Origin of the sequence: Thermococcus sp. PK, assembly GCF_000430485.1 — an archaeon.
GTDB classification, from domain to species: Archaea; Methanobacteriota_B; Thermococci; order Thermococcales; family Thermococcaceae; genus Thermococcus_A; species Thermococcus_A bergensis.
In genome coordinates this window covers 965,277-986,199 of record NZ_KE387149.1, presented here as the reverse complement: position 1 = coordinate 986,199, position 20,923 = coordinate 965,277, and the positions used below count along the sequence as shown (strand labels likewise).

General features: G+C 48.3%; 25 protein-coding genes and 2 pseudogenes. 9 read left to right on the top strand and 18 right to left on the bottom strand.

Features of this window, described 5'->3' with window-relative positions; all coding sequences use genetic code 11:
* Positions 1-63: 63 nt before the first annotated feature.
* The 6 genes from THEPK_RS07440 to THEPK_RS07415 all read left to right on the top strand — a co-directional run bounded on the left by THEPK_RS07440 (position 64) and on the right by THEPK_RS07415 (position 6,776).
* The gene (locus THEPK_RS07440) at positions 64-1,434 is read left to right on the top strand and encodes an MATE family efflux transporter (protein ID WP_042700158.1); all 1,371 of its coding nucleotides are present in this window, start codon (positions 64-66) and stop codon (positions 1,432-1,434) included.
* A gap of 380 nt (positions 1,435-1,814) precedes the next feature.
* On the top strand, positions 1,815-2,690 hold the full coding sequence (locus THEPK_RS07435; protein ID WP_232194555.1) for a DUF2334 domain-containing protein: 876 nt from the start codon (positions 1,815-1,817) through the stop codon (positions 2,688-2,690).
* Positions 2,691-2,747: 57 nt separating this feature from the next.
* Positions 2,748-3,662, top strand: coding sequence for a phosphate signaling complex PhoU family protein (locus THEPK_RS07430; protein ID WP_042700155.1), 915 nt, complete (start codon positions 2,748-2,750; stop codon positions 3,660-3,662).
* Positions 3,663-3,731: 69 nt separating this feature from the next.
* Complete coding sequence (locus tag THEPK_RS07425; RefSeq protein ID WP_042700152.1) at positions 3,732-4,649, top strand: isoaspartyl peptidase/L-asparaginase family protein; 918 nt, start codon at positions 3,732-3,734, stop codon at positions 4,647-4,649.
* 10 nt (positions 4,650-4,659) lie between these two features.
* Complete coding sequence (locus THEPK_RS07420; protein WP_042700150.1) at positions 4,660-5,829, top strand: MFS transporter; 1,170 nt, start codon at positions 4,660-4,662, stop codon at positions 5,827-5,829.
* The gene (locus THEPK_RS07415; protein ID WP_042700148.1) at positions 5,826-6,776 is read left to right on the top strand and encodes a radical SAM protein; all 951 of its coding nucleotides are present in this window, start codon (positions 5,826-5,828) and stop codon (positions 6,774-6,776) included. Before THEPK_RS07420 ends, THEPK_RS07415 begins: the two co-directional genes overlap by 4 nt.
* Here THEPK_RS07415 and THEPK_RS07410 read toward each other — a convergent pair.
* Together THEPK_RS07410 and THEPK_RS07405 are read right to left on the bottom strand one after the other, a co-directional pair.
* Entirely contained in the window at positions 6,762-7,247 is a 486-nt protein-coding gene (locus THEPK_RS07410; RefSeq protein ID WP_156882156.1) for a hypothetical protein, read from the bottom strand. The two genes, THEPK_RS07415 and THEPK_RS07410, sit on opposite strands and share 15 nt — an antisense overlap.
* A gap of 2 nt (positions 7,248-7,249) precedes the next feature.
* Positions 7,250-8,173, bottom strand: coding sequence for a serine/threonine-protein kinase RIO2 (locus tag THEPK_RS07405; protein WP_042700145.1), 924 nt, complete (start codon positions 8,171-8,173; stop codon positions 7,250-7,252).
* A gap of 86 nt (positions 8,174-8,259) precedes the next feature.
* Here THEPK_RS07405 and THEPK_RS07400 point away from each other — a divergent pair, with 86 nt between their 5' ends.
* A complete protein-coding gene (locus THEPK_RS07400; RefSeq protein ID WP_042700142.1) occupies positions 8,260-9,378 on the top strand; it encodes an MFS transporter in 1,119 nt (372 codons plus the stop codon).
* Here the strand turns inward: THEPK_RS07400 and THEPK_RS07395 are convergent.
* Genes THEPK_RS07395 through THEPK_RS07320 form a run of 16 tightly spaced genes read right to left on the bottom strand, consistent with a single transcriptional unit; the run spans position 9,375 to position 19,817 of the window.
* Entirely contained in the window at positions 9,375-9,878 is a 504-nt protein-coding gene (locus tag THEPK_RS07395) for a 4Fe-4S dicluster domain-containing protein (RefSeq protein ID WP_042700139.1), read from the bottom strand. The genes THEPK_RS07400 and THEPK_RS07395 overlap by 4 nt on opposite strands.
* Positions 9,875-10,930, bottom strand: coding sequence for an FAD-dependent oxidoreductase (locus THEPK_RS07390; protein ID WP_042700136.1), 1,056 nt, complete (start codon positions 10,928-10,930; stop codon positions 9,875-9,877). Before THEPK_RS07390 ends, THEPK_RS07395 begins: the two co-directional genes overlap by 4 nt.
* Positions 10,927-11,280: a hypothetical protein gene (locus THEPK_RS07385; protein ID WP_042700133.1), complete on the bottom strand. Its 354-nt coding sequence runs from the start codon at positions 11,278-11,280 to the stop codon at positions 10,927-10,929. Before THEPK_RS07385 ends, THEPK_RS07390 begins: the two co-directional genes overlap by 4 nt.
* 1 nt (position 11,281) lies before the next feature.
* Positions 11,282-12,823, bottom strand: a complete 1,542-nt coding sequence (locus tag THEPK_RS07380; RefSeq protein ID WP_042700131.1) for a proton-conducting transporter transmembrane domain-containing protein — start codon at positions 12,821-12,823, stop codon at positions 11,282-11,284.
* A 5-nt stretch (positions 12,824-12,828) separates the two neighbouring features.
* Complete coding sequence (locus tag THEPK_RS07375) at positions 12,829-13,314, bottom strand: Na+/H+ antiporter subunit E (protein ID WP_042700128.1); 486 nt, start codon at positions 13,312-13,314, stop codon at positions 12,829-12,831.
* Positions 13,311-13,688, bottom strand: a complete 378-nt coding sequence (locus tag THEPK_RS07370) for a sodium:proton antiporter (protein WP_042700126.1) — start codon at positions 13,686-13,688, stop codon at positions 13,311-13,313. The genes THEPK_RS07375 and THEPK_RS07370 overlap by 4 nt, the downstream gene beginning before the upstream one ends.
* Positions 13,685-14,407, bottom strand: coding sequence for an MnhB domain-containing protein (locus THEPK_RS07365; protein ID WP_042700123.1), 723 nt, complete (start codon positions 14,405-14,407; stop codon positions 13,685-13,687). The genes THEPK_RS07370 and THEPK_RS07365 overlap by 4 nt, the downstream gene beginning before the upstream one ends.
* A gap of 1 nt (position 14,408) precedes the next feature.
* Positions 14,409-14,651 carry a Na(+)/H(+) antiporter subunit B gene (locus THEPK_RS07360; RefSeq protein WP_042700120.1) on the bottom strand — a complete coding sequence of 81 codons (243 nt, stop codon included), beginning with the start codon at positions 14,649-14,651 and terminating at the stop codon, positions 14,409-14,411.
* Complete coding sequence (gene mnhG, locus THEPK_RS07355; RefSeq protein ID WP_004068379.1) at positions 14,644-14,976, bottom strand: monovalent cation/H(+) antiporter subunit G; 333 nt, start codon at positions 14,974-14,976, stop codon at positions 14,644-14,646. The genes THEPK_RS07360 and mnhG overlap by 8 nt, the downstream gene beginning before the upstream one ends.
* The gene (locus THEPK_RS07350; protein ID WP_004068377.1) at positions 14,973-15,242 is read right to left on the bottom strand and encodes a monovalent cation/H+ antiporter complex subunit F; all 270 of its coding nucleotides are present in this window, start codon (positions 15,240-15,242) and stop codon (positions 14,973-14,975) included. The genes mnhG and THEPK_RS07350 overlap by 4 nt, the downstream gene beginning before the upstream one ends.
* Complete coding sequence (locus THEPK_RS07345; protein ID WP_004068376.1) at positions 15,239-15,490, bottom strand: hypothetical protein; 252 nt, start codon at positions 15,488-15,490, stop codon at positions 15,239-15,241. Before THEPK_RS07345 ends, THEPK_RS07350 begins: the two co-directional genes overlap by 4 nt.
* Positions 15,441-16,211 (bottom strand): NADH-quinone oxidoreductase subunit B family protein, encoded by a 771-nt coding sequence (locus tag THEPK_RS07340; protein ID WP_042700116.1) that lies wholly within the window; start codon positions 16,209-16,211, stop codon positions 15,441-15,443. Before THEPK_RS07340 ends, THEPK_RS07345 begins: the two co-directional genes overlap by 50 nt.
* A complete protein-coding gene (locus THEPK_RS07335) occupies positions 16,208-16,705 on the bottom strand; it encodes a 4Fe-4S dicluster domain-containing protein (protein WP_004068374.1) in 498 nt (165 codons plus the stop codon). The genes THEPK_RS07340 and THEPK_RS07335 overlap by 4 nt, the downstream gene beginning before the upstream one ends.
* Entirely contained in the window at positions 16,696-18,336 is a 1,641-nt protein-coding gene (locus THEPK_RS07330) for a hydrogenase large subunit (RefSeq protein WP_042700112.1), read from the bottom strand. Before THEPK_RS07330 ends, THEPK_RS07335 begins: the two co-directional genes overlap by 10 nt.
* A gap of 4 nt (positions 18,337-18,340) precedes the next feature.
* On the bottom strand, positions 18,341-19,213 hold the full coding sequence (locus THEPK_RS07325) for a respiratory chain complex I subunit 1 family protein (protein ID WP_042700109.1): 873 nt from the start codon (positions 19,211-19,213) through the stop codon (positions 18,341-18,343).
* A 1-nt stretch (position 19,214) separates the two neighbouring features.
* Entirely contained in the window at positions 19,215-19,817 is a 603-nt protein-coding gene (locus THEPK_RS07320; protein ID WP_042700105.1) for a hypothetical protein, read from the bottom strand.
* Positions 19,818-19,860: 43 nt separating this feature from the next.
* Here THEPK_RS07320 and THEPK_RS12660 point away from each other — a divergent pair.
* Both THEPK_RS12660 and THEPK_RS13610 read left to right on the top strand, forming a co-directional pair.
* A pseudogene (locus THEPK_RS12660) lies at positions 19,861-20,728 on the top strand (IS982 family transposase).
* A pseudogene (locus THEPK_RS13610) lies at positions 20,718-20,923 on the top strand (hypothetical protein); the annotation flags it as partial. The pseudogenes THEPK_RS12660 and THEPK_RS13610, both read left to right, overlap by 11 nt.

Below are 20,923 nucleotides of genomic sequence, written 5' to 3'. Positions count from 1 at the left end.
GTGGGCACTTTTGAGCAGAAGTAAGATATGCTTTGAGCACTAAGCGAGTATTAGGGGATCACAATGGATGGAGAAAAAATCCAAGCAATGAGGCAGGAAATAGTGGAAGGCAACATAGAGAAAACAATGCTGAAGTTAGCCTATCCTTTGATAATTAACAACATGGTTCAGGTTCTCTACAACCTCACAGATACTTTCTGGCTAGGAAGATTAGGTACGGAAGAACTCTCTGCCCCAGGGACAGCCTGGCCTCTCGTGTGGTTTTTTATGAGCATTGGAATGGGCTTTGCGACTGCAGGCTTTGCCTTTGTGAGCCAATATATCGGAGCCAAAGATTATGAGAAGGCCAATAGAGCCGCTGGTGCATTATATTCTTCAATGATGCTTTTTTCGGCGTTTGTGGCAGTTTTTGGGTTAATAATAGCACCTGTTGCGCTTGATTTTATGAAAGTGACTCCCGAGGTTTATCCATATGCATTAAACTATATTAGGGTAATATTCATTGGAATACCTTTTTCGTTTACTCTTTTTGCCTTTAACTTTCTACTGAGAGGGGTGGGGGACACTAAAACACCTGTTAAGATTAACATGTTTACAGTTTTTCTTAATATTATCCTAGACCCGCTTTTAATTTTTGGATGGCTGGGATTCCCTAGACTGGGGGTCGTGGGGGCTGCAGTTGCTACGATGTTTTCCAACAGCATTGGCTCTTTAATTGGTGGATACCTGCTCTTTAAAGGAAAAGTAGGGATACACTTAACGTTGGAAAACCTCAAACCGGATTGGGACTTTTACAAGCGGATTTTTAGAGTGGGGCTGCCTTCAAGTGTAGGTTTCTCCACGGATGCCTTTGGATTCGTAGTGCTTACAAGGATAATTTACATCTATGGAACTGTCGCATTTGCTACTTACACCATAGCTAACCGCCTTACCAACTTTATGTTTGCTATAGCCGATGGCATAAGCATGGCAATGGGAACTATGGTTGGGCAAAATGTTGGTGCGGAGAAGTATGAGAGGGCAAAGAAGATTGCTGAAATGGCTATGCTGACCAATTTAATTGTCCTCACTATTGGAACTCTCATAGTGGTTGTGTTCAGGGCCCAAATATTTGGGTTCTTTGTGAGGGATGAAAGAGTTTTAGCGGAGAGTGCTAAGTTTGTTAGGTATTTTGCATTTTCATTGCCGTTTTTTGGTATTTTTTCAGCTGTAAACAATGTCTTCCAGAGCTCTGGACATACCAAAAAGAGCATGTTGCTTGGCATGCTGAGGCTGTGGGGGCTTAGGATTCCCTTAGCATACTTCCTTGGAAAATTAATGGCAGATACAACAGGTGTATGGCTTGGAATGGGTCTAAGCAATGTATTGGCAGCAACAATTGGCTTTTTGTGGTTCCTTAGAGGAAGCTGGATGAAGCGTATAATAGGCCATTAAATTTATATATTTTTGTCATGGCTGGAATAGCAGAAATAAGAACGGAAATCTTAGAGGCCAACATTGAGAAAACTCTCTTCAAGTTATCTTGGCCGTTAATTCTCAACAACCTTGTTTTCGACCTTTAGTTTTTTGGGTTTCAAGGCTTGGTGTTGCAGGTGCCGCCATAGCGACGGTTTTCTCAAACACTCGCTACCTTTTGGATTATGTGTGGTCATAGGGTCTTCAGTGAGTATTTTTTCTGGGTATGGGCCTTAGTAATGTTATTGCCGGATTATTCGCTTTTCTCTGGTTCCTAAGGGGAAGCTGGATGGAAAGGATTATAGACTGACCTCCTTGAAACGGTAACCTTTTTTATATTTCATACCTTAGATTACTGGGTGGTAGGTCTAGTGGAAAAAAGGTACCTTGCCGTCTTAATGCTTGTAATTTTTGTCTTCGCAATATTGGTGGGAAACGTTACTTACCATCGGGAGAGTACTCCTTCGGGAGGGAATGCAGAGGAAACAGAGCTGCTTGATCGCGGCCCAAGTGGGGATATAACTCACGAAATCATCCACTATGAGAGGCCAACAATATTGATTCACGATGTTGCTCCCATTTATTTTGATGAAATCCGCGAGATAATAGCCATTCTCGACGAGTTTAACTATTCAACCTCCACAATTCTGTTTGTAGTTCCAGTCTTCGATACCACGCACTATAATGGCACGTGGGATTTAAGGAAGCACCCAGAATTTGTTGAGTATCTTCACGAACTACGGGAGAAAGGATATAGAGTGGAGCTCCACGGGTACGCCCATACATATCACGAGTTCAACTGCTCCTATGAGCTAGCTGCTGAGAAACTCGACAACGCCACTTCGCTGGTATTCTCATTGGGCTTTGGAAAGCCATCACTCTTTCTTCCGCCGGCGTGGGCATTAAACAACGAAACTCTGAGGGCTATTCTAGAGCACAACCTCACAGTGGTGACGAGAGACTACTTGATATTCCCTAACGGCAGTAGCGAGCGGATCGTGAACAGGGAGTACACATGGTATATCAACGAGACTCAGGTACAGGAGAGGCTATCTGTAGCTCTTTATGATTATAAGAAAGCTTCTGAGGAAGGGTTTATGTTTTATCTCTCCCTCCATCCGGGGGCTGTTAACTATGGTGGAGGCTTAGAATTCCTTAGGGAGTTCCTGAAGACTATTGAGATTATGCTACTCACACGCAATCATGGCGAAGAGAGTCTGGAAGTAGGGGAGTAAAGCCGAAACGTCAAAATATTTATATTGCAGGAATTCTATATAGATTGGGTGCGTGGTATGGAGTTTAGGAAGATACAGTTCACAGGACGAAGCTCATATATCATCTCACTTCCAAAAAAGTGGGTGAAGGAAAATAATCTGAAGCAGGGGGATGTTGTCCCGATAGTGATTAATCCCGATGGTTCCCTGATGATACTTCCCAAAGAGCCTAAAGAAGTTAGCGAGAGTAAGGAACTTATTATTTCTAAGGACATTTCACCAGACATGGCGATTAGGCTTCTGATTTCCGCCTACATACAGGGGTATGACGTTATTGATGTAAAATTCACGGAGGACATGCCGCTATATAAAGTGAAGATACGAGGGACAATTCAGAACCTCCCAGGATTGGAAATAATCTTAGAAGAGCCCCTTAGAATTATAAGCAAAAGCCTGCTGGCGGATGAAGAAGTAAATCTGAGGGAAATAATAGAAAGACTGGCCTCTATTTTGCTTTCAATGATAGAGGACCTTATGCTTATAGGAGAATTTGAAAAAAAGGAAGTTCTTAGGGACATCAATGGTCTCGAAAACGAACTGGACCGCTTTTATTTCTTGACACTGAGGACGGTGAATAAGATTCTCTCTGGGGGTAGCATAGCGAGGGATGATGAACTTATTAAGAGGAATTTCGATCTTTTGGGAGTCCTCTTTATAGTGCGCAATATTGAAAGAATAGGAGACCACATGGTCAGAATAGCTGAAAACTTTGATCCTGATTTGGATATTTCGTACTTGAGGGAGATAATCCAAAAGGTTATAGATCAAATAATCCAAAAAGACCTGAAAAAGATTGACAAAATAATGCTTGAACTAAAGGCTCGTATAAAATCTATAGACTACAGAAAGTCCGTTGCCATGGACAGCTATCGGAGAATACTGGAGTACCTTGAGAATATAGGGGAGACAATAATAAACATGAGCCTGAGCTGATGAAACTTCTCTCTTTTCGTTTCCATAATGCTTTTAACCTTTCGAAGGCATTACGTAGTGGTGGTTCTAATGGTTGCTATTATTGTTCATGGTGGTGCCGGGACAATAAAAAATGAAGAAAGAATTCCAAAAATCCTTGAAGGGGTTAGAGAAGCGGTTTTGGCAGGCTGGAAAGAGTTAAAACGAGGTTCTGCTCTGGATGCCGTTGAAGAAGCCGTTAAAGTACTGGAGGACAATCCTATCTTTAACGCCGGAACGGGTAGCGTTTTGACATTAGATGGCAGGGTTGAGATGGATGCCGCTATTATGCGCTCCAATCTTGAAGCTGGTGCAGTTGCGAGCATATGGGGGGTTAAAAATCCCATAAGCGTGGCAAGAAAGGTTATGGAAAAAACTGATCACGTTCTCCTTGCTGGGGAAGGAGCCCTTAAATTCGCCCGTTTGATGGGGTTTGAGGAGTATAATCCCGTAACAGAGGAAAGAATTGAACAGTGGAAAAAGCTTAGACAAAAACTTCTTGAAGATGGAAACATCCCCCACTGGAAAAAGATTAGCGAGCTGATAAAGGAATATCCTGAAGTTTTAAGGAGTACCGTCGGGGCAGTTGCCTTCGATGGCCAGGAAATAGTGGCAGGCACTTCAACGGGAGGAGTTTTCTTGAAGATGTTTGGAAGGGTTGGCGATACTCCAATAATCGGTGCCGGAACTTATGCTAATGAATTTGCCGGAGCTTCATGCACTGGGCTTGGAGAAGTCGCCATAAAGCTGTCCCTCGCAAAAACCGCTACAGACTTTGTTAGGTTCGGATTGAATGCACAAAAGGCCAGTGAAGCTGCAATAGAGCTTGCAACTAAACACTTTGGGCAGGACAATATGGGAATAATTATGGTTGATAGGGAAGGAAATATAGGATTCGCCAAGAATACCAAGCACATGAGCGTTGCGTACATGAAAGATGGCATGGAAAGTCCAGTAGCGGAAATTTAGGGGGAAGATAATGGAGAGAAAAGACCTGTGGCTCCTTCACTTTTCGACACTTTTCTTCTTCTTGGGATATATCCTAGTGGCACCTCTAATTTCCCCCCTTGCCATAACGTTTGGTGCTAGTCCATTCTTAGTTGGCTTCGTAGCTTCAGTGTCTTCAATATTCGCCTTTGTACTAAAGCCCGTGGGAGGTATCTTGGGAGATAAGGGAAAAAGTTTTGAGGCAATGATGATTGGGACGATTCTTGGAGCTGTTGCGGGGGGATTCTATCTCCTCTCATTCTTCATGCGAAGTTTGACTATTTTTGCCATAGGGAGGGCGGTTCATGGTGCTGCATCGGCGTTTTTCTTTCCATCCTCTCTCTCAACCGCCATAAACCTAGCCCCTAAAGGAAGAGTCGGGGAGACTTTGGGGTGGAGAGGAACTATGTTCTCTCTGAGCCAGCTCATTGGTCCAGCTGTAGGGGGGCTAGTTGCAGATTACTTCGGATTTCATTCAGCCTTTGTTCTTGCAATCTTGTTTTCTTTAGTGGGCTTCCTATTTGTCTCAAATGCATATAGGGAAGTTAGGGCCAAGATACCGGTCAAAGAAAGCGAGGAAAAGAAGGGTTCTTACAAGGATCTGATCAATATATCTTTTGTTGGTGCTTCGATTTCGCTGTTCTTTATGGTCTTCGCCTATAGTGGTATGTACACGTTTCTTCCAGCATACTATAAGATCCTTGGATTGGGCACTAGTATCTTTGGAATATACGCGAGTATCATGGGTGGTTTTAGCCTTCTCACAAGGGTTTTTGGTGGGAGGGAAGCGGATAAAAGGGGGCCAATTCCAGTAGCTTCTTCTGGATTGCTTTTAATAACATCCGCTTATGTTATCTTATTCTTCCACCTTCTGCCTCCCGAAGCGTATCTAAGCGCGGTTGTTCTGGGAATGGGATTCGGGTTAACTGTTCCCTCTCTTCAAATGCTGGCTCTAGCTAATCTTCCAAAGAATATAAGGGGAATAGGTTCGAGTGTCTACACAATGTTTTTTGATTTGGGCTACCTTTCTGGACCTTTGGCCCTTGGTTATCTGGCGGAAATTGAGGGGTATGAGAGGATATTCCTTTTCCTCCCTATGCTAACATTTTTATCTCTATCTAACATCATATTGCTCAAGATGCTGGGGAGGAAAAGATCATGAAAATAAGGGCTTCATACGGAACTGCAGTTGTCTTGGGACTTAAGAAGGGAAAAATGTTTGCAAAGCCCACAACGGCGTATTTTATGACCTATTATGAGGGGAGATGCCTGAACAATTGTGCCTTTTGTGTTCAGGCTAGAGAGAGCAGGGCAGATGTAGAAAAGCTTTCGAGAATAACTTGGCCTGCATTTGAGTTGGATGAAGTTGTGGAAAAATTAAAAAGTTCAAAATTTGCGAGAATATGTCTGCAAACTATAGATTATCCGAATTTAAGGGAAGACGTCTTAAAGATTCTAAAAGCTTTTTACCCATTGGGTCTTCCAGTTTCTCTCTCGATAACTCCTGTTGACAAAAAGTCTCTTAGAGATTTTCAAAGGCTTGGAGTGGACTATGTTGGTGTAGGGATAGATGCGGCAAGTGAGAGGGTGTATAACAAGGTGAAAGATTCCATGTACTCCTGGGAGGATATGTGGCGGTTTGTTGATGAGGTTATTGATGTTTTTGGCGAAGGGAGAGCATTTGTCCATTTAATCTTTGGATTGGGCGAGAGCGAAGAGGAGTTTTTACAAGCAGTTCAAAGAGTGTATGATTCAAAGGCTAAGGTTTCAATTTTTGCATTTACCCCAATTAAAGGGACTATACTAGAAAACAAGGCCCCTCCAGACCCAAATAGGTACAGGTTGATGCAAATTGGGGTTTATTTAATTGAAAACAAGATCGCAAGGGTCGAAGAGTTTAGGTTTGAGAGTGAGAGGCTTGTAGATTTTGGTCTTTCCAAAGAGGAACTTTTGAAGGTTCTCGACGAGAGTGCATTCATGACTCACGGCTGTCCCGGATGTAATCGACCCTATTACAACGAGAAGCCCAGCAAAGAGCCCTATAACTTTCCGGTAAGGCCTGAAAAGAAACAGTTTGAAAGATTATTGGGTAGACTATTCCATGAGTGATTCTATAATTTCCTTGAGTTTTTCTGAGCCTATATCTTTGGCCAAAAGCTGTGCTTTTTTAGCATTTCCTTTTGTAAGTGCATCTAATGCCAGTACAAAGGTGTGGAGATCTCTGTTAGCGGATGTTTGAGGGAGCAAAATCTCCAGTCTACCCTTGAGTAGATCGAATTTATTATTCTTCTTGATTATTGCAAGAACGTTTTTTAGTCTCTCAACTCCAAGTGAAAACATCTCTCCATCTGAAGCATTTAGGAGTGCCCTAATTGAGCATTTTACAGCACCGCTGTAGTTGCCCTCTTCGATAAAAGCCTCGACCAATCCAAAACAGGCTTCAAAATAAATCCATGGATGGGAGTCTTTTGAGAAATGCATAACTTCTTCGAATTTCCTTTTTGCAACTTCAATTTTTCGCTCATTTAATGCCCCTTGCGCCTCCTTCAGGAGAGATACAATAAATCCTTCCTCTGCCATGCTCATGCCTCTCTTAGACTCTTTTTAAATGCTTCTTCAAATTCTCTCCAAATTTCATCCCAGTCTTTTTCTACCTGCCATTTTCGTTTAAATGAGTTCAAGAGGACTCTAAGGTCTCTCTCCAGGTAGTACTTGGCATCTGGAAAAGCCGTTGTTACGTATTGAGGCCAGTCTATTATTAGTATGTCTCCGTCATTCCTAAGGACTATGTTGTAAAGACTCATGTCGGAGTGAATTATCCCAAATTCGACTATCTTCTTATACTCCTCCAGAACTTTATCCAGTATCTCCGATGCTTCTTCTTTTGTCAAATCCGTGTCTGCAAGCTCTACAAGTTCGACCCCTTCTATAAACTCCATAACAATCGCATGTCTGTTCCAGGCAATAGGTTTGGGAACTTTGGCTATTGGGCTCAAGAGCTGAAGGGCTTCGTACTCCCTTTGGGCAACGAGTCTTGAAACGTAGAGCCACGAGATGTGCCTTTTGTTAACAAAATCTGGCCGGTAGAGCTTTATCCTTGTGAAGCTCGTTCTTCCTATCCGATTAAATTTAACGGCCACTTTTTCTTCATTGGGGGTTATTCCAACATAAACGTCCGCTTCTTTCCCTACCCCGATCTGTGTCTGGCTTATTGCCTTGATTATCCCCTTTTGGGCGAATGTTCTTATTGCCAGAGCATCGTATCCATGTATAGTGAGCTGATAACCTATATACCCCATATCGCTTCTCCTTCTCACGAGTCCCCAGTTATCGAGCTTCCCCAGACGATAAGAAGCCGTCTCAATGTCCACTCTGGAAAATTTTGCCACTACCTCAAGGGGTACCCACTCGTAATGGCGCATATTAAGCTCTACCCCTCTGAGTACCCTGAAATCCAAATCCTTCAGCTTTGGATAGATTTCAAGTGCAAGAAGTTTGCTCACCATGGCTCTCAATCAGCCCTATACCTCACTCTTTTTATATCTAACTGTTTTGAATAAGTTTTTTAAATACTTGCTTCTTCCTCGATCATATGCAGAAAAAACTTCTCCTCCTGCTCTCTCTTGGATGGATATTTAATTATGCTCACAGAATGGCTATTCCTCCCCTTATTCCACTAATCAAAGAAGAGTTAGCTATAACAAACGCTCAGGCTGGACTTCTAATGACATCCCTTCTCCTTCCATACGCTTTAATCCAAGTCCCGGCCGGTTATTTTGGAGACAGGCTCGGAAGAAAAAAGCTCGTAGTTATCAGCATCGTTGGGTATTCATTAGCAAGTTCCTTGATTATCTTTGCCCGCCAATACTGGCATCTTATTGGGATTAGGGCCCTTTACGGGATTTTTGCGGGCTTATATTATGCTCCGGCGACGGCTCTTATAAGTGGGATTTACAAGGAGAAAACGGGTTCTGCATTGGGCGTTTTTATGGTTGGGCCTCCAATAGGAAGTGCCATTGCTCCAGCAATTGTTGTTCCAATAGCCTTAGCCTTGGAGTGGAGGTATTCATTTTTAGTTCTCTCGCTTATGAGTTTAACAGTTGGACTAGCGCTTATGCTGATAATCAAGGGAGAAGTAAGACGGGTTGAAAAACCGAAGTTCGCTATACCCAAGAACGTGTTTGGGCTCAGCATTATGAACTTCATAGTCTTGGCTGCCTTTTTTGGGATACTAACCTTCCTTCCAGACTTCTTTGTAAACAAAGGTAGAAGTGTAGAAGAAGCTTCTCTTTACTTTTCGCTTCTTTCAATAGTGGGGGTGTTTGGCTCTATTGCTGGAGGGAACGTGTATGATAGGGTTGGGAAAACCAGCCTCTTCTTTGTTCTTATGTTCAATGCCTTGTTGTCTTTCCTGTTGGTAAAAACCGCTTATCCCGTATTGGTTTTGTTATTGGGGTTGTTTTTCTACTCCGTTGGTCCGATAGTTACCGCCTATACAAGTGAGCATGCGAGTGAGGAGAATCTTGGGACAGTTATGGGTTTTGTGAATATGATGGGCTTTTTGGGAGCGACTGCTGGCCCATATTTCATTGGAATTTTAATAGATAGGATGGGTTATGAAGTGGCGTTTTATTCAATTTCTGGGATGTACCTTTTGAGCTTATTGATACTGGTGCAAGAGAAAAGATCAGAAAATAAAAAGAGAAATTAAAGCATCTGTCCAAAGCTCTCGAAAGACTCTGACGAAATCCTCTCCCTCGCTATCTTCTCCGCAGTCCTCCTTCTGACCCTATCCTCGACTTCCTCTGGCTTTCCGAAGAATATCGCCTCCGCCGGGCACATCTCCTTACAGGCCGGCTCCATGCCAAGCTCACGCCTGTCCGCACACATGTCGCACTTTGTAATGGCTCTCACTTCCACGTTGAAGCTTGGGACACCAAACGGACACACCGCAAGGCACATGAAACATCCAATGCACCTCTGGGGATCCACTATTACAGCGCCATCGTGGTCCCTTGAGATTGCACCAACGGGACATATCTCCATACACGGAGCCTTTTCACAGTGGCGGCAGTTTATCGGGATTGGAAGGCCGCTCATGGTGTAATAGATTTTTATGTTTGGTTTCCCATGGTGAAGGAACTCACAGACTCCTTGGCACGTCTCACACCCGATACAGAGGCTGTAGTCAACGTGGAGTATCCTCCTCATTTTCTCACCTCCATAAGCCAGTGGTGCATGCTTTCAGCCGCCAAAAGACCGTCCAAAACGGCTCTTCCTACCTTTGAGGGGCCAGTAACAACATCACCGGCGGCGAAAACTCCCTCTATGCTTGTCATGTGCCGTGAGTCCACTAGTATCCTGCCCTTATTGTCAATGGCAATCTCTGCTCCCTTGGGTGGGGTTGGGCTCTGACCAACGGCAAAGATTACGTAGTCAACGTCTATCTGGAAGTTCGAGCCCTCAATTGGTATGGGCCTCCTCCTTCCAGTCTCGTCAGGCTCGCTCAGTTTGCACTTTTGGAGTTCAATGGCCCTGACTTTGCCGTTCTCTCCTATTATGCGGACCGGAACGGTCAGCTCAAGCCACTTAACACCCCTCTTCTGGAGGAGGTTAATCTCGTATGCTCCGGCAGGGGCTTCTTTTATTGTCCTCCTGTAGCTCATGTAGACCTTTTCTGCACCAAGGAGCAGGCTTTCCATTGCCGCATCAACGGCCGTGTGACCTGCTCCAATAACCATCACTCTCTTCCCTTCTACTGGAACGACTTCATCCCAGCTCAGGTGGCCGAGCTTGGCGCTTTTTATCCTGAACAGATATCCAAGTGCTGGGTAAACTCCTTCTAGCTCAACTCCTTCTATGTTTGGAATTGAGGATTTCCATGTTCCTGTTGCGATTAAAACTGCATCATAGTTCTGGACGAGCTTGTCAAAGTTCACGACGTTCTTGACGAAATCGTCTCCCTCTTCTTCCCCTTCCTCAAAGCTTACCTTGGTGTTCGGGTAAAATTTGACTTCGAACACGTTTTCGAGCTCTTTATATCCTTCCCTGACGCGGTAGATTGGAATTCTAAACTCGGGGATTCCAAAGAGCATTAATCCTCCAGGTTCTGGAAGTTTATCGTAAACATGAACTTCGTGGCCGTGGCAGACCAAGTAGCCCGCGGCACTGAGGCCTGCCGGCCCTGCGCCGATTATTGCTACTTTTTTGCCAGTGGGGTTTGGTTTTTCTCTACACAAGAATGCAAATCTCATTCCGTTCATTCTACCACCTCCTTAATCAGCATCTTGTCAAGGTTTTTGAGCGTTGGAAGGGCTCCTTTCATCTCCAATAACTTCGAAAGATGGGGTGAGAGGAAGTCCTCGGGGTCATACAAAACACGAAAGTCGTCCATATCCCCAAACACTTCAGGATGGAGGGTGTCGATTGAGTCCGAAAGCCACAGCATTACATCGTAACCCTTCTCAGCAAGGGGTTCGAAAATGCTTTCAGCTGCATCGGCCAGCAGTTCGACCTTGTCTCCCTCCTTGAGTATTACCAGCAGGGTATCCCTTACTTGGGCAACCGCAAGTAGATTGTCTCCGTAGTGCCTTTTCAGGAGTTCAAGGGGCATTTCACTTCCCTCCTAGGACATTTATGGCTGCCTGTATGTATCCCTCAACGTCGAGGGCCTGTACTGTAGCAGGGTCAATTACTTTTTCGATTATCAGCGGCGAGAGGATTCCAATCGCAAGGCACAGCACGGCGAGCAACAGTAGCACTGCCACCATGCTCTTGGGTTCTTTCACCTCGGTGTTGTTCTCTGTCTTCTTGATCCAGAGCCAGTAGAGCATCTTCATGTAGCTCACGAGGGCAAAGACGCTTGAGAGCACAAGGACAACTACCAGGGCCACGCTCTTCTCCAGGTAGGCATAGTAGAGCACGAGCTTGCTGAAGAACACGTTGGTCGGTGGAAGGCCGACGAGGGATATCGTCGCTATGGCGAGGCTTACCGTGGTGAGGGGCATCTTCTTGCCGAGTCCAGCGAGATCTTGGAGTTTTCTGCTTCCAGCTTCGTGGATGAAGACGCCAACGGCAAGGAAGAGGAGCGCCTTACCCAGTGAGTGGTTGAGCATGTGGAAGACCACCGCCTTGGTTCCGAGTTCAGTCCTCAGGCCAACCGCCATTGCGAGGTATCCCATGTGGAGGATTGTTGAGTAGGCGACGATCCTCTTGACGTCGTCGTGTGCGGTCATTGCTAAGGAAGCCAGCAGTGCCGATACCGCACCAAGTCCTATCAGCACCGTCGAAACAACTCTCACAGCGTTTTCGAATTCTGAAATTCCCGTGAACAGCCATATGAACCTTGCCAAACCGTAAATTCCTGCATTAACTACAAGGCCACTCAAGACTGCCGATATCGGGGACGGTGCTGAGGAGTGTGCCCCCGGAAGCCAGAAGTGATTGGGCATGATTGCCGACTTTATGGTGAATGCCCACGTTATGAGTGCCATTGCGAGGGCGAACACCGTCAGGAGGTTGCCAGCGGCCTCTGACACCGGGAACGGGTAGCCCCTTGCCTTCGCTGCAAGATCTGCAAAATTCACCGTGCCGAAGCCGTAGTAGAGCACGCCAAGCGCTAGGAAATAGAAGGTCGTTCCGATGGAGCTTATGATGGCGTACCTAACACCGGAGTATGCTGGGTAGCCTTCCTCCGTGTAGAACATCACAAGCCCATAGGCAGCGACTGCGGTGACCTCGAGCATTACGAAGAGGTTGAACGCGTCCCCAGTGAGGAATATTCCTAGGAGTCCCGCCTCAAGCCCGAGGTAGAGTGTGTAGTACCACTCGACGCCGGTCTCGTGCTCAAGGTACCTGATCGAGTAGAACGTTATTATGAACATGAGGAACGACGTCGTGAGGGCGAGCAGTGCCCCGAACTTGTCTACCTCATATATTATGCCTATCGGGGTCTTCCACCCACCGAAGGTGTAGATCAGCGGCTTTTCTGAGGAGTACGCTGCCCTGAAGACGTCAAGGCTCAGCACGAACGTTAGCCCCGTGACTATCATGGCGTAGGCGTTGACGAACTTCTTGTTGCCCTTAAGTAGCTGGGATAATACGGGGAGCGCGAATGCAAACGCCATTGGAATCGTGGGGAGTATCAGTGCGTCCATCTGGATCACCCCTCAAAAATCCTCTTTGCATGTTTTTCGAACTCCTCAAGGATTTCCTTCCTGGCCTCGTCCGGGTCTCTCGTCTTCACGTCTATCCAGTTGACGTAAGCGTATTTCTCGTCCATGTACACCGTTACGGTGCCTGGGGTGTTCGTTATTGAGTTGGCGACCAGAAACCTAGCGTACTCGTCCTTCACGGTAATGGGAACCTTAATGATGCCCGGGTTCGTATCGCCGAAGATTATGCGCTTTATGACATCCAAGTGGGCCCTGAGCTCGATTACCGTAATGTACTTGATGAAGTAGACCACCATGGCGACCCATCTTGCCGGGTTGAGGGCTTTCTTGGGGTTTTTCACTAGGTATCTGCCGAAGAGCAGGCCTGCGACGAGAGCTGTTATTACCCCCGTTACAATGTCGTATGGAGTGGCCGAGCCCGTTATTATGATGTACAGTATGAACGCGAGCAACATCACCGGCAGGAACCTCATTCCTCCCACCTCGCGAGCTTTCTAACGTCCACAGTGCCGTACTTCCTCTGGATGTGGATTGCGCCATAGGCCATGAGCACGGTTATTGCAAGCCCGATGACTATTGCGGTAATGGTGAGGGCCTGCGGAAGTGGATCCACTGCCCCCTTGACGAGCTCCTCAACGCCCTTCTGTGAGTAGTCAGTAAGCACTGGTGGGAGGGGTCTCTCGACGGCGCGGTAGCCAAGCAGTATGACCGCCACGTTGATGATGTCGGAGAATATGCCCAGGCAGATTATCTTCTTCACTAGGTTTGGTCTCACCGCTATGCCGTACAGCGAGATTATGATGATCGCGACTATGCTGCTCACTATCAACGCAAGGGCAAACGTCATGCTTCGCTCCCTCCTTCTGGGTTTGAAAGAAGTAAGAATATTATCGTGAACCCTGCTCCGACTGCTAAGAACTCCGCCATGTTGAAGAGGGACAGGCTTCCGCTGACAAGCATTCCGTAGAGCTCCTTCGGGTACACCGGCAGGTTTTGCATGAAGTATCCCCCCACAAGGAGGGGGTAGAACGCAACGATGGCTATTGTGAGGAGGCCTATCGTTCTTATGACGAGGGCCCTCTCCTTGGTAAGCCCTGCTTTCTCAAGTGCCTTCTTAGAGAATGCAACTATTACCAGCAGGGGCACCACAGCGAGCATTGAACCGCCCTGGAAACCACCTCCGGGTGTTATGTGGCCGTGGAATGCGGTTGTGGCAGCTGCTACGAACGTGATTAAGCCAACTATCTTCACTCCGGTTCTTGTGATGTCAGTGAAGCCATAGGGGTGGAAGCTCACGTTGGGCATGTTCCTAAAGATTGATACCGCACCGATTATTGCCATGAACAGGACGGCGGTCTCAAAGTATGTGTCAAGCCCTCTGTAATCCCAGAGGATCGCGGTCACAACTTCAGGTGAACCGGCAGAGTACTCCCCGAAGTAGCTGTTTCTAAGGTAAAACTCGCCAAGTGCGTTTAGCTCCGTCTTGGGGACCAGGTGTGGGGAGAGGTAGTATGCCCCCGCTATGACCGCCAGCATGATGAGGGAGAGTGTGATGAACTTCCTCACTTCAGACCACCTCGTGTCTCGTCGTTTTGCTTACCACGAACACCATAAGGCCGGTGGAGAGTCCCACAGCTATCGCAACGTACGCGAGGATTACGTCGGGGGCCATCAGAACATACAGCGTCAGCAGTATGAGTCCCCCGAAGACGCCAGAATAAGCGATGGCCTTCAGCAGGTCTGTCTCTGTGACTATGAGGTAGCTAAGGGCCACTGCGCACAAGAGGAAAATTGCCGCCAGCTCAAACATCTTTCTCCCCCCTGAACTCATCAAGCTCCATCTCCACTATCTTGGCTTTGCTCGCGGCGTATGCAAGTGCATGGCTTCCCACGGGGGTCGTGACCAGGACAAGGAGCGCCGCAAGTACCGAGATTCCGACAACGGGCCACAGGCCCTGCTCCGCTGCTATAAACGCAACTCCGAGGAGCGGGTAGAACTTTCCTCCGACGGTGCCCACGGTCGCGGCGTGCAGTCTAAGGTAGAACGTGTTAAACCTGTGCATTCCTATCGCACCGAGGAGGTCACAGACTGCTCCTATAGCGAGGAGTATAAGCCCGATGACTGTGAGTATCAAGTTCCCACCTCCCCTCTCGTGAGGTACTTGGCTGCGAACACGTCTAGGATAAACGCCCAGAGCACCAGGAATAGTGCCCCGACTGCCAGGAACGAGTTCTTGTAGTAGATTGACAGGAGCAACGCTATCAGCGCGACATCGAGGGACACACAGTCCGCGGCGAGGATTGAGTCTACCACGGTTGGTCCCCTGAGCAGTCTGATGAAATAGAGCACACCTGAGAGCCCGTAAACCGCAAACAGCACGTAAATTGCCGTCTCAATCATCTAAAGACCCTCCTCACGGCTATGAGACCCTTTTCTATCTCGGGAAGCAGTCTGGCTATCGTCTCCTTATCCTCCTCCGGGTAGGCATCTATATCTGTCACACCCTTTTCGACCAGCTTTGCACTCCTCTCGCTAACCTCTCCGACGATTTCCTCGGTTGAAAAGTTGGACTCGAAGTGATCGAGCACCCGTGCGACGTCATTTTTGAACTCTAAATACTCTCCTTTTCTGACCAAGTATGTCTTCATACGTCCTCACCACCTCTAGGTAGTACTCATAGAGCTTATCCAGCCCGTACCTGAGCCGGCTGTCCTTTTCTTTGAGTTTCTCTTCTTCGACAAGCCTCTTGAGGGCTTCCGGCGTCTCTGCAGCGTCCACGAGATCCATGAACCTCTCAAGGAGCCTGTAGCCGTCGAAGTAGCCGAGCTCCTTCCTGATCCTCGCCTTGAGGATTACCTCAACCCATGCCTTGAACTGGGTACGCGGGAGGGTGAACTCTTCCTCTGTGTAGTGGCGCGGGGAGAGCTTCCTCTCGGCAACCCCGAGCAGGAGTGCAAGCCCGTAGAGTATCTCCTCCGGCCTTGGCGGGCACCCCGGAATATACACGTCCACAGGTAGGAACTCAGAAGTTCCTCCTGCCCTCGGGTACTCCAGTCCGAGCCTTTCGGACTCCCGCCTCACGGCGTAACTGTTGTAGAAGATTCCGCCGCTACAGGCACAGGTGCCTATGGCGATGACTATCCTCGGCTTGGGGGGCATTGCCTCGTAGGCCCTCTTAGCGGAGTAGTATGACTGCCTCGTTAGAGGTCCGGTGACCAGTAAGGCGTGAGCGTGTCTAGGAGTTGAGACGAGCTTGACACCAAGCCTTTCGACGTCGTAGTAGGGGGTGAGGACGTTGAGTATCTCTATGTCGCACCCGTTGCACGCCCCGGTGTTGAGGTGAAAGACCCAAACGGATCTGAGCTTCATTCTCTCATCTCCTCCTCGAACTTTGTGGCGTTAACAACCGTCAGGAGCCTTTTACATTTCCTGCAGAGCGGGAGCTTCTCTCTCACCCTGTCGAACTCAACGATGCCTGGGGGTATCATTGAGAGGACTTTCTGGAGCTGTCTCTCGGTGTAGTCGGTGTACTTTCCACAGCCCCTGCACTTTGCGAGCCTCAGCTCTATTACCTCCACGTGAGAGCTTCTGTCGTCGCTCGCCGCTTCGAACTCCTGCGTTAGTCTTATAGCCCCGGTTGGACAGACCTCCTCACACCTCGCGCACCTTATGCACCTGCCGATGTCGAGTACTATCTTTCTCGTCCCCTTCTCGTAGTCGTCTATCTTGATCAGCGCGTCAGGGGGACATGCGTTCACACATGCGCCGCATCCCACGCACAGGCGGGGGTCTATCTCCGGGATTCCCCTGTACTCAGGCGGAGCCTGCTCCGGCTCGAAGGGATAGTACTTTGTCACGGGCATGTCCCTATCCCTCCGCCCAGTGAGATTACCTTTGTCTTTCCTGACTTCACGTCAACGACCTGAACCCTCTCGGTACATGAGTAGCAGGGGTCTATCGAGGCTACTATCAGCGGAGCATCGGCTATTGTGTAGCCCCTCAGCATGTCCGGAACCGCCTGGAGGTTGTTGTACGTCGGCGCCTTCACCCTCCACCTATAGATTCTGTTAACCTCTCCGGTCATTACGTAGTGGGTATTCTCGCCTCTTGGGGCTTCAACGGCTGATATGCCCTCCTTCCAGCTTGGGATTTCGTTGAACTCCGCCATCACGGGTCCGCCTGGAATAGTGTCAATGGCCTGTTCCAGCAAGGAGATGCTCTCCTTCACTTCGTCAATCCTCACGAGTGCCCTTGCCAGAACGTCTCCGTCCTTGTAGACGGGGACGTCAAAGCTCAGCTCATCGTATGCCGCGTACGGGAGGCCCTTTCTCGTGTCGTAGTCAATTCCAGAAGCCCTCGCCAGTGGGCCAGCGGTGTCCCACTCCCTTGCTTTCTCCTTCGGGAGCACACCGATGCCCTCACATCTCTTTACGAAGCTCTTCGTTGATACGAGCATGTCAACGAGCTCGTCGAACTCTCTCTTCAGGTTCTTAAGCGTCTCAAGAATCAGGGACTTCCTGTAGTCCAGGAGGTCTCTCCTGACTCCGCCAACGAGAACAAGGCCGTACGTCTTCCTGTTGCCGGTGAGCCTCTCGGCGAGCTCCATGACCTGCTCCCTAATCTCCCACGAGCGCATAAATGCTGTATCAAAGCCGGTTAAATGAGCCGCAACGCCCAGCCAGAGGAGGTGGGAGTGCAGCCTCTCAATCTCAAGGAGTATCGTTCTGATGTACCTCGCCCTGTCCGGCACTTCAATTCCGGCCGCCTCCTCGACGGCCTGGGCGTACGCTACGGAGTGAGCGAATCCGCATATACCGCATATCCTCTCCGCGATGAATACTATCTGGTTGTAGTTTAGCCTTCCCCTTGCGAGCTTTTCTATGCCCCTGTGGGAGTAGAAGCCGCGATAGTCCACGTCAACGATTTCCTCACCCTTCACAAAGAGCCTGAAGTGCGCCGGCTCGTCCAGCGCGACGTGGTACGGCCCCATCGGGTGCACCGTAGAATCTTCGGGCGGCTCCCTGTAGGGGTAGCTCTTCGTTCCAGCTGGGGAGTGGCAGTACTGAAAGTCCTCCCTCAACGGGTAAACTCCTTCTGGCCAGTCGTCAGGGAGTACCAGCCTTCTTGGGTCTGGAAGCCCCTCCGCCTTAAGGCCCAGCAAGTCCTGAACTTCCCTCTCGAACCATATTGCTCCCTTGTGAAAAGCTCCCACGCTGGGGAAGTAGGGTTCATCTTCGGGGACGTAGAGCCTTATCCCAATGACTTCGTTGTCCTTCCAGTCAAGGAACCAGTAGGTCACACTGAAGGCCTCTTCGGTGTTCCTCTCATCCATTCCGACCATTGTGAAGAGTCTTGTGTTCGGCCTGCTGAGGATGTAGTTGATTATGTTGGGAAAGTCCTCTCTCCTCACCATCAGCGTGTAAAGTACTTTGTTCTTTGCGATGACCTTTTTCTCAAGCGTCGAGCCAAATTTTTCTTCAAACTCTCTTATCATAGTCTCACCATCCTAGCCACGCGATTATCATGATTATCACACCGATAATGATGCCCTTGACTCCCTGTTTCGTTGCCTGGTCGAGCCTGTGGCGGGCGTTCAGGGACTCGTAGGTCACCATCAGCAGGTAAGTGAGCAGGAATACCAGTAGCTGGAGGGCAAATGCGGCGGCGCCTTTTGCCACAGGAAGGGCCACGAAAGACGCGAACAGCCATATCATCGCGAACCTCTTTATTTGGAGTGCCCACTTGAACAGACCGAGAAGCCTGCCGCTGTACTCTGTGAGGGGACCTTCTAGGATTTCCGTCTCAGCTTCGGCAATGTCATAGGGTATGAACCCCGACTCCACGTAGGTAACGTAGAGGAGCAGCAGGTAGGCTCCGATGATTGAGGGGCTCAGGGAGATTGAGCGGGCAATCTCAGTTATGCTTAGCGAGCCAGTCTTGAGGGCGAATATGCCTATCGTAATCGCGAAGAGAGGCTTGAATACCAGCGAGAGCGTTAACTCCCTGTTAGCTCCCGCGTGGGAGTACGAATTGTCCACGCTCAGGGCTCCAAATACCAAAGCCGCGGAAAACAGGGTGAAGACGTATATGAACGCTATCAAGTCCCCTCCGAAGTTTATTATCGCGTCTGACCCGTAGGGCAGCATGAGGGCCATGCAGAGTGCGCTCGCGAGTGCGACGTAGGGAGCCAGTCTAAATGCGAGCGAGGACGTGGGGAGTATTGAGTCCATTGAGAGGAGCGTGATTATGTCGTACCACGTCTGGAGGATTGAGGGCCCTACCCTGTTCTGTATCATCGCCTTCACTTTTCTCGCAACGCCATCCAGCAGTGGTGGTAAAAATGGAGCAATGATTGCCCCGATGATCTCCATATCAGATCACCCCCACTAGTACGGCCATCGTCAGGATTATCGTAAACAGCACCAGGAACGTCACCGCGAGCAGAGCGTTCAGGTTCTTGGACAGCTCCCTTATCACGTAGGAAGTCCCTGCCATCAGTCGGATTACCGGCATGAACACCATCTCGTCGAGGTATCCCATGTCTCTAGAGGAGTACCACCTTTCGAAGGCTGAGAGCTTCTTCTCAATCTTCCTGCCGATGATACCGAGTTTCTCGCCCCACCTTGATACCGGGGCGAACATGTGCTCGGGCCTCTGCTCAAACTTCTCAGCCGGCTCGCCCGTAGTCCATGGAGTGTCCAGATTCTTCTTTGTAGGCAAGGCTATTGCCACTGCGAGTATGATAGAGAGCAGCACCCCTGCAAAGAGCAGTACGTTAAAGGTCGCTCCACCGAGCGAAATCAGCCATGGGTTTCCGACCTCGACGTCTAACAGCCCGGCTATCACGCCGGGGAATATTCCCGCGGCCACACACAGGAAAGCCAGAATGGATTCCCCCGCGAGCATGAGCGGGGCTGCCTCGTGGGCCTCAACGTTGGGTTCTCCCCCGAAGATACGGTATACCCTAGTTCCCATTAGATCGTTAGAGTTATAAGCACTTAAGTCTTTTGGTTGATTGGTGGTTGTTACGAACTTTCAGAAGAAAATCCTGATCATAAAATCCGAAATCTATCCGATAATCAGCAAACACTACCCGAAAAACACTCACAGGGAAATAATCAGCCTCTACGACCTAATAACCTTCGCAATACTAGCACACTTGCACTTTTAACGGAGTTTACAAGCACGCTTACAGAGTCCTAATCGAAGAATGAAGCTGTTCCCCAAAATCAGGTACAACAACTAACAGAACGCTTGAACAGGCACGAAAACTCCTGCTCCTAGCGCAGGAAGAATTATTCAAAAACACGCCAGAGAATACGTTAGAATACTGGACTCAAAGCCCATTCAGACCAAGGAGTTGGCCAGAAAAACAGGAAGGAGAAGAAGGGTTCTTCAGAAATCATCTCTGAAAAGCCCGCAGTTGGGTTTGTTCCCTCTAAAAAAAGTTTTACTATGGGTACAAGCTGACCTGTTACTCTGATGGGAACCTGTTGGCTTTTGCTGTCCGTTGATCCGGCAAACAAGCATGATGTGAGTGTTGTCCGGGAAAAGTTCTGGGTGATTGTTGAGGAGTTTTCCGGCTGTTTTCTGTTTTTGGATAAGGGGTATGTTAGCAGGGGGCTCGAGGAGGAATTTCTGAGGTTTGGCGTTGTTTACACGCCAGTAAAGCGGGGGAATCAGATTAGTAATCTGGAGGAGAAGAAGTTTTACAAGTACTTGTCTGACTTTCGCAGGAGGATTGAGACTTTGTTTTCGAAGTTTTCTGAGTTTCTTCTGAGGCCGAGCAGGAGTGTTAGTTTGAGGGGTTGGTTGTCAGGATTTTAGGGGCGATTCTGGCCGTGAATCTGGACAGATTATACAACTTCACAGGTGGTGGGAACTAGGGTTATGAATAGAAAAAGTATATCAACCATAAATGCGACCCTTTTACGGTGGTTTGGGATGGATAGTAGCGATCATTGGAAGTTTAGTACTAATAGATTAAAGATTGCAACTGTGGCAAAGCCGCCGTGGAGCTATAAATCTCATAATGGAAAACTGGAGAGGATTATTTTAAGTCTAGGCAGTGGAAAAGGAAA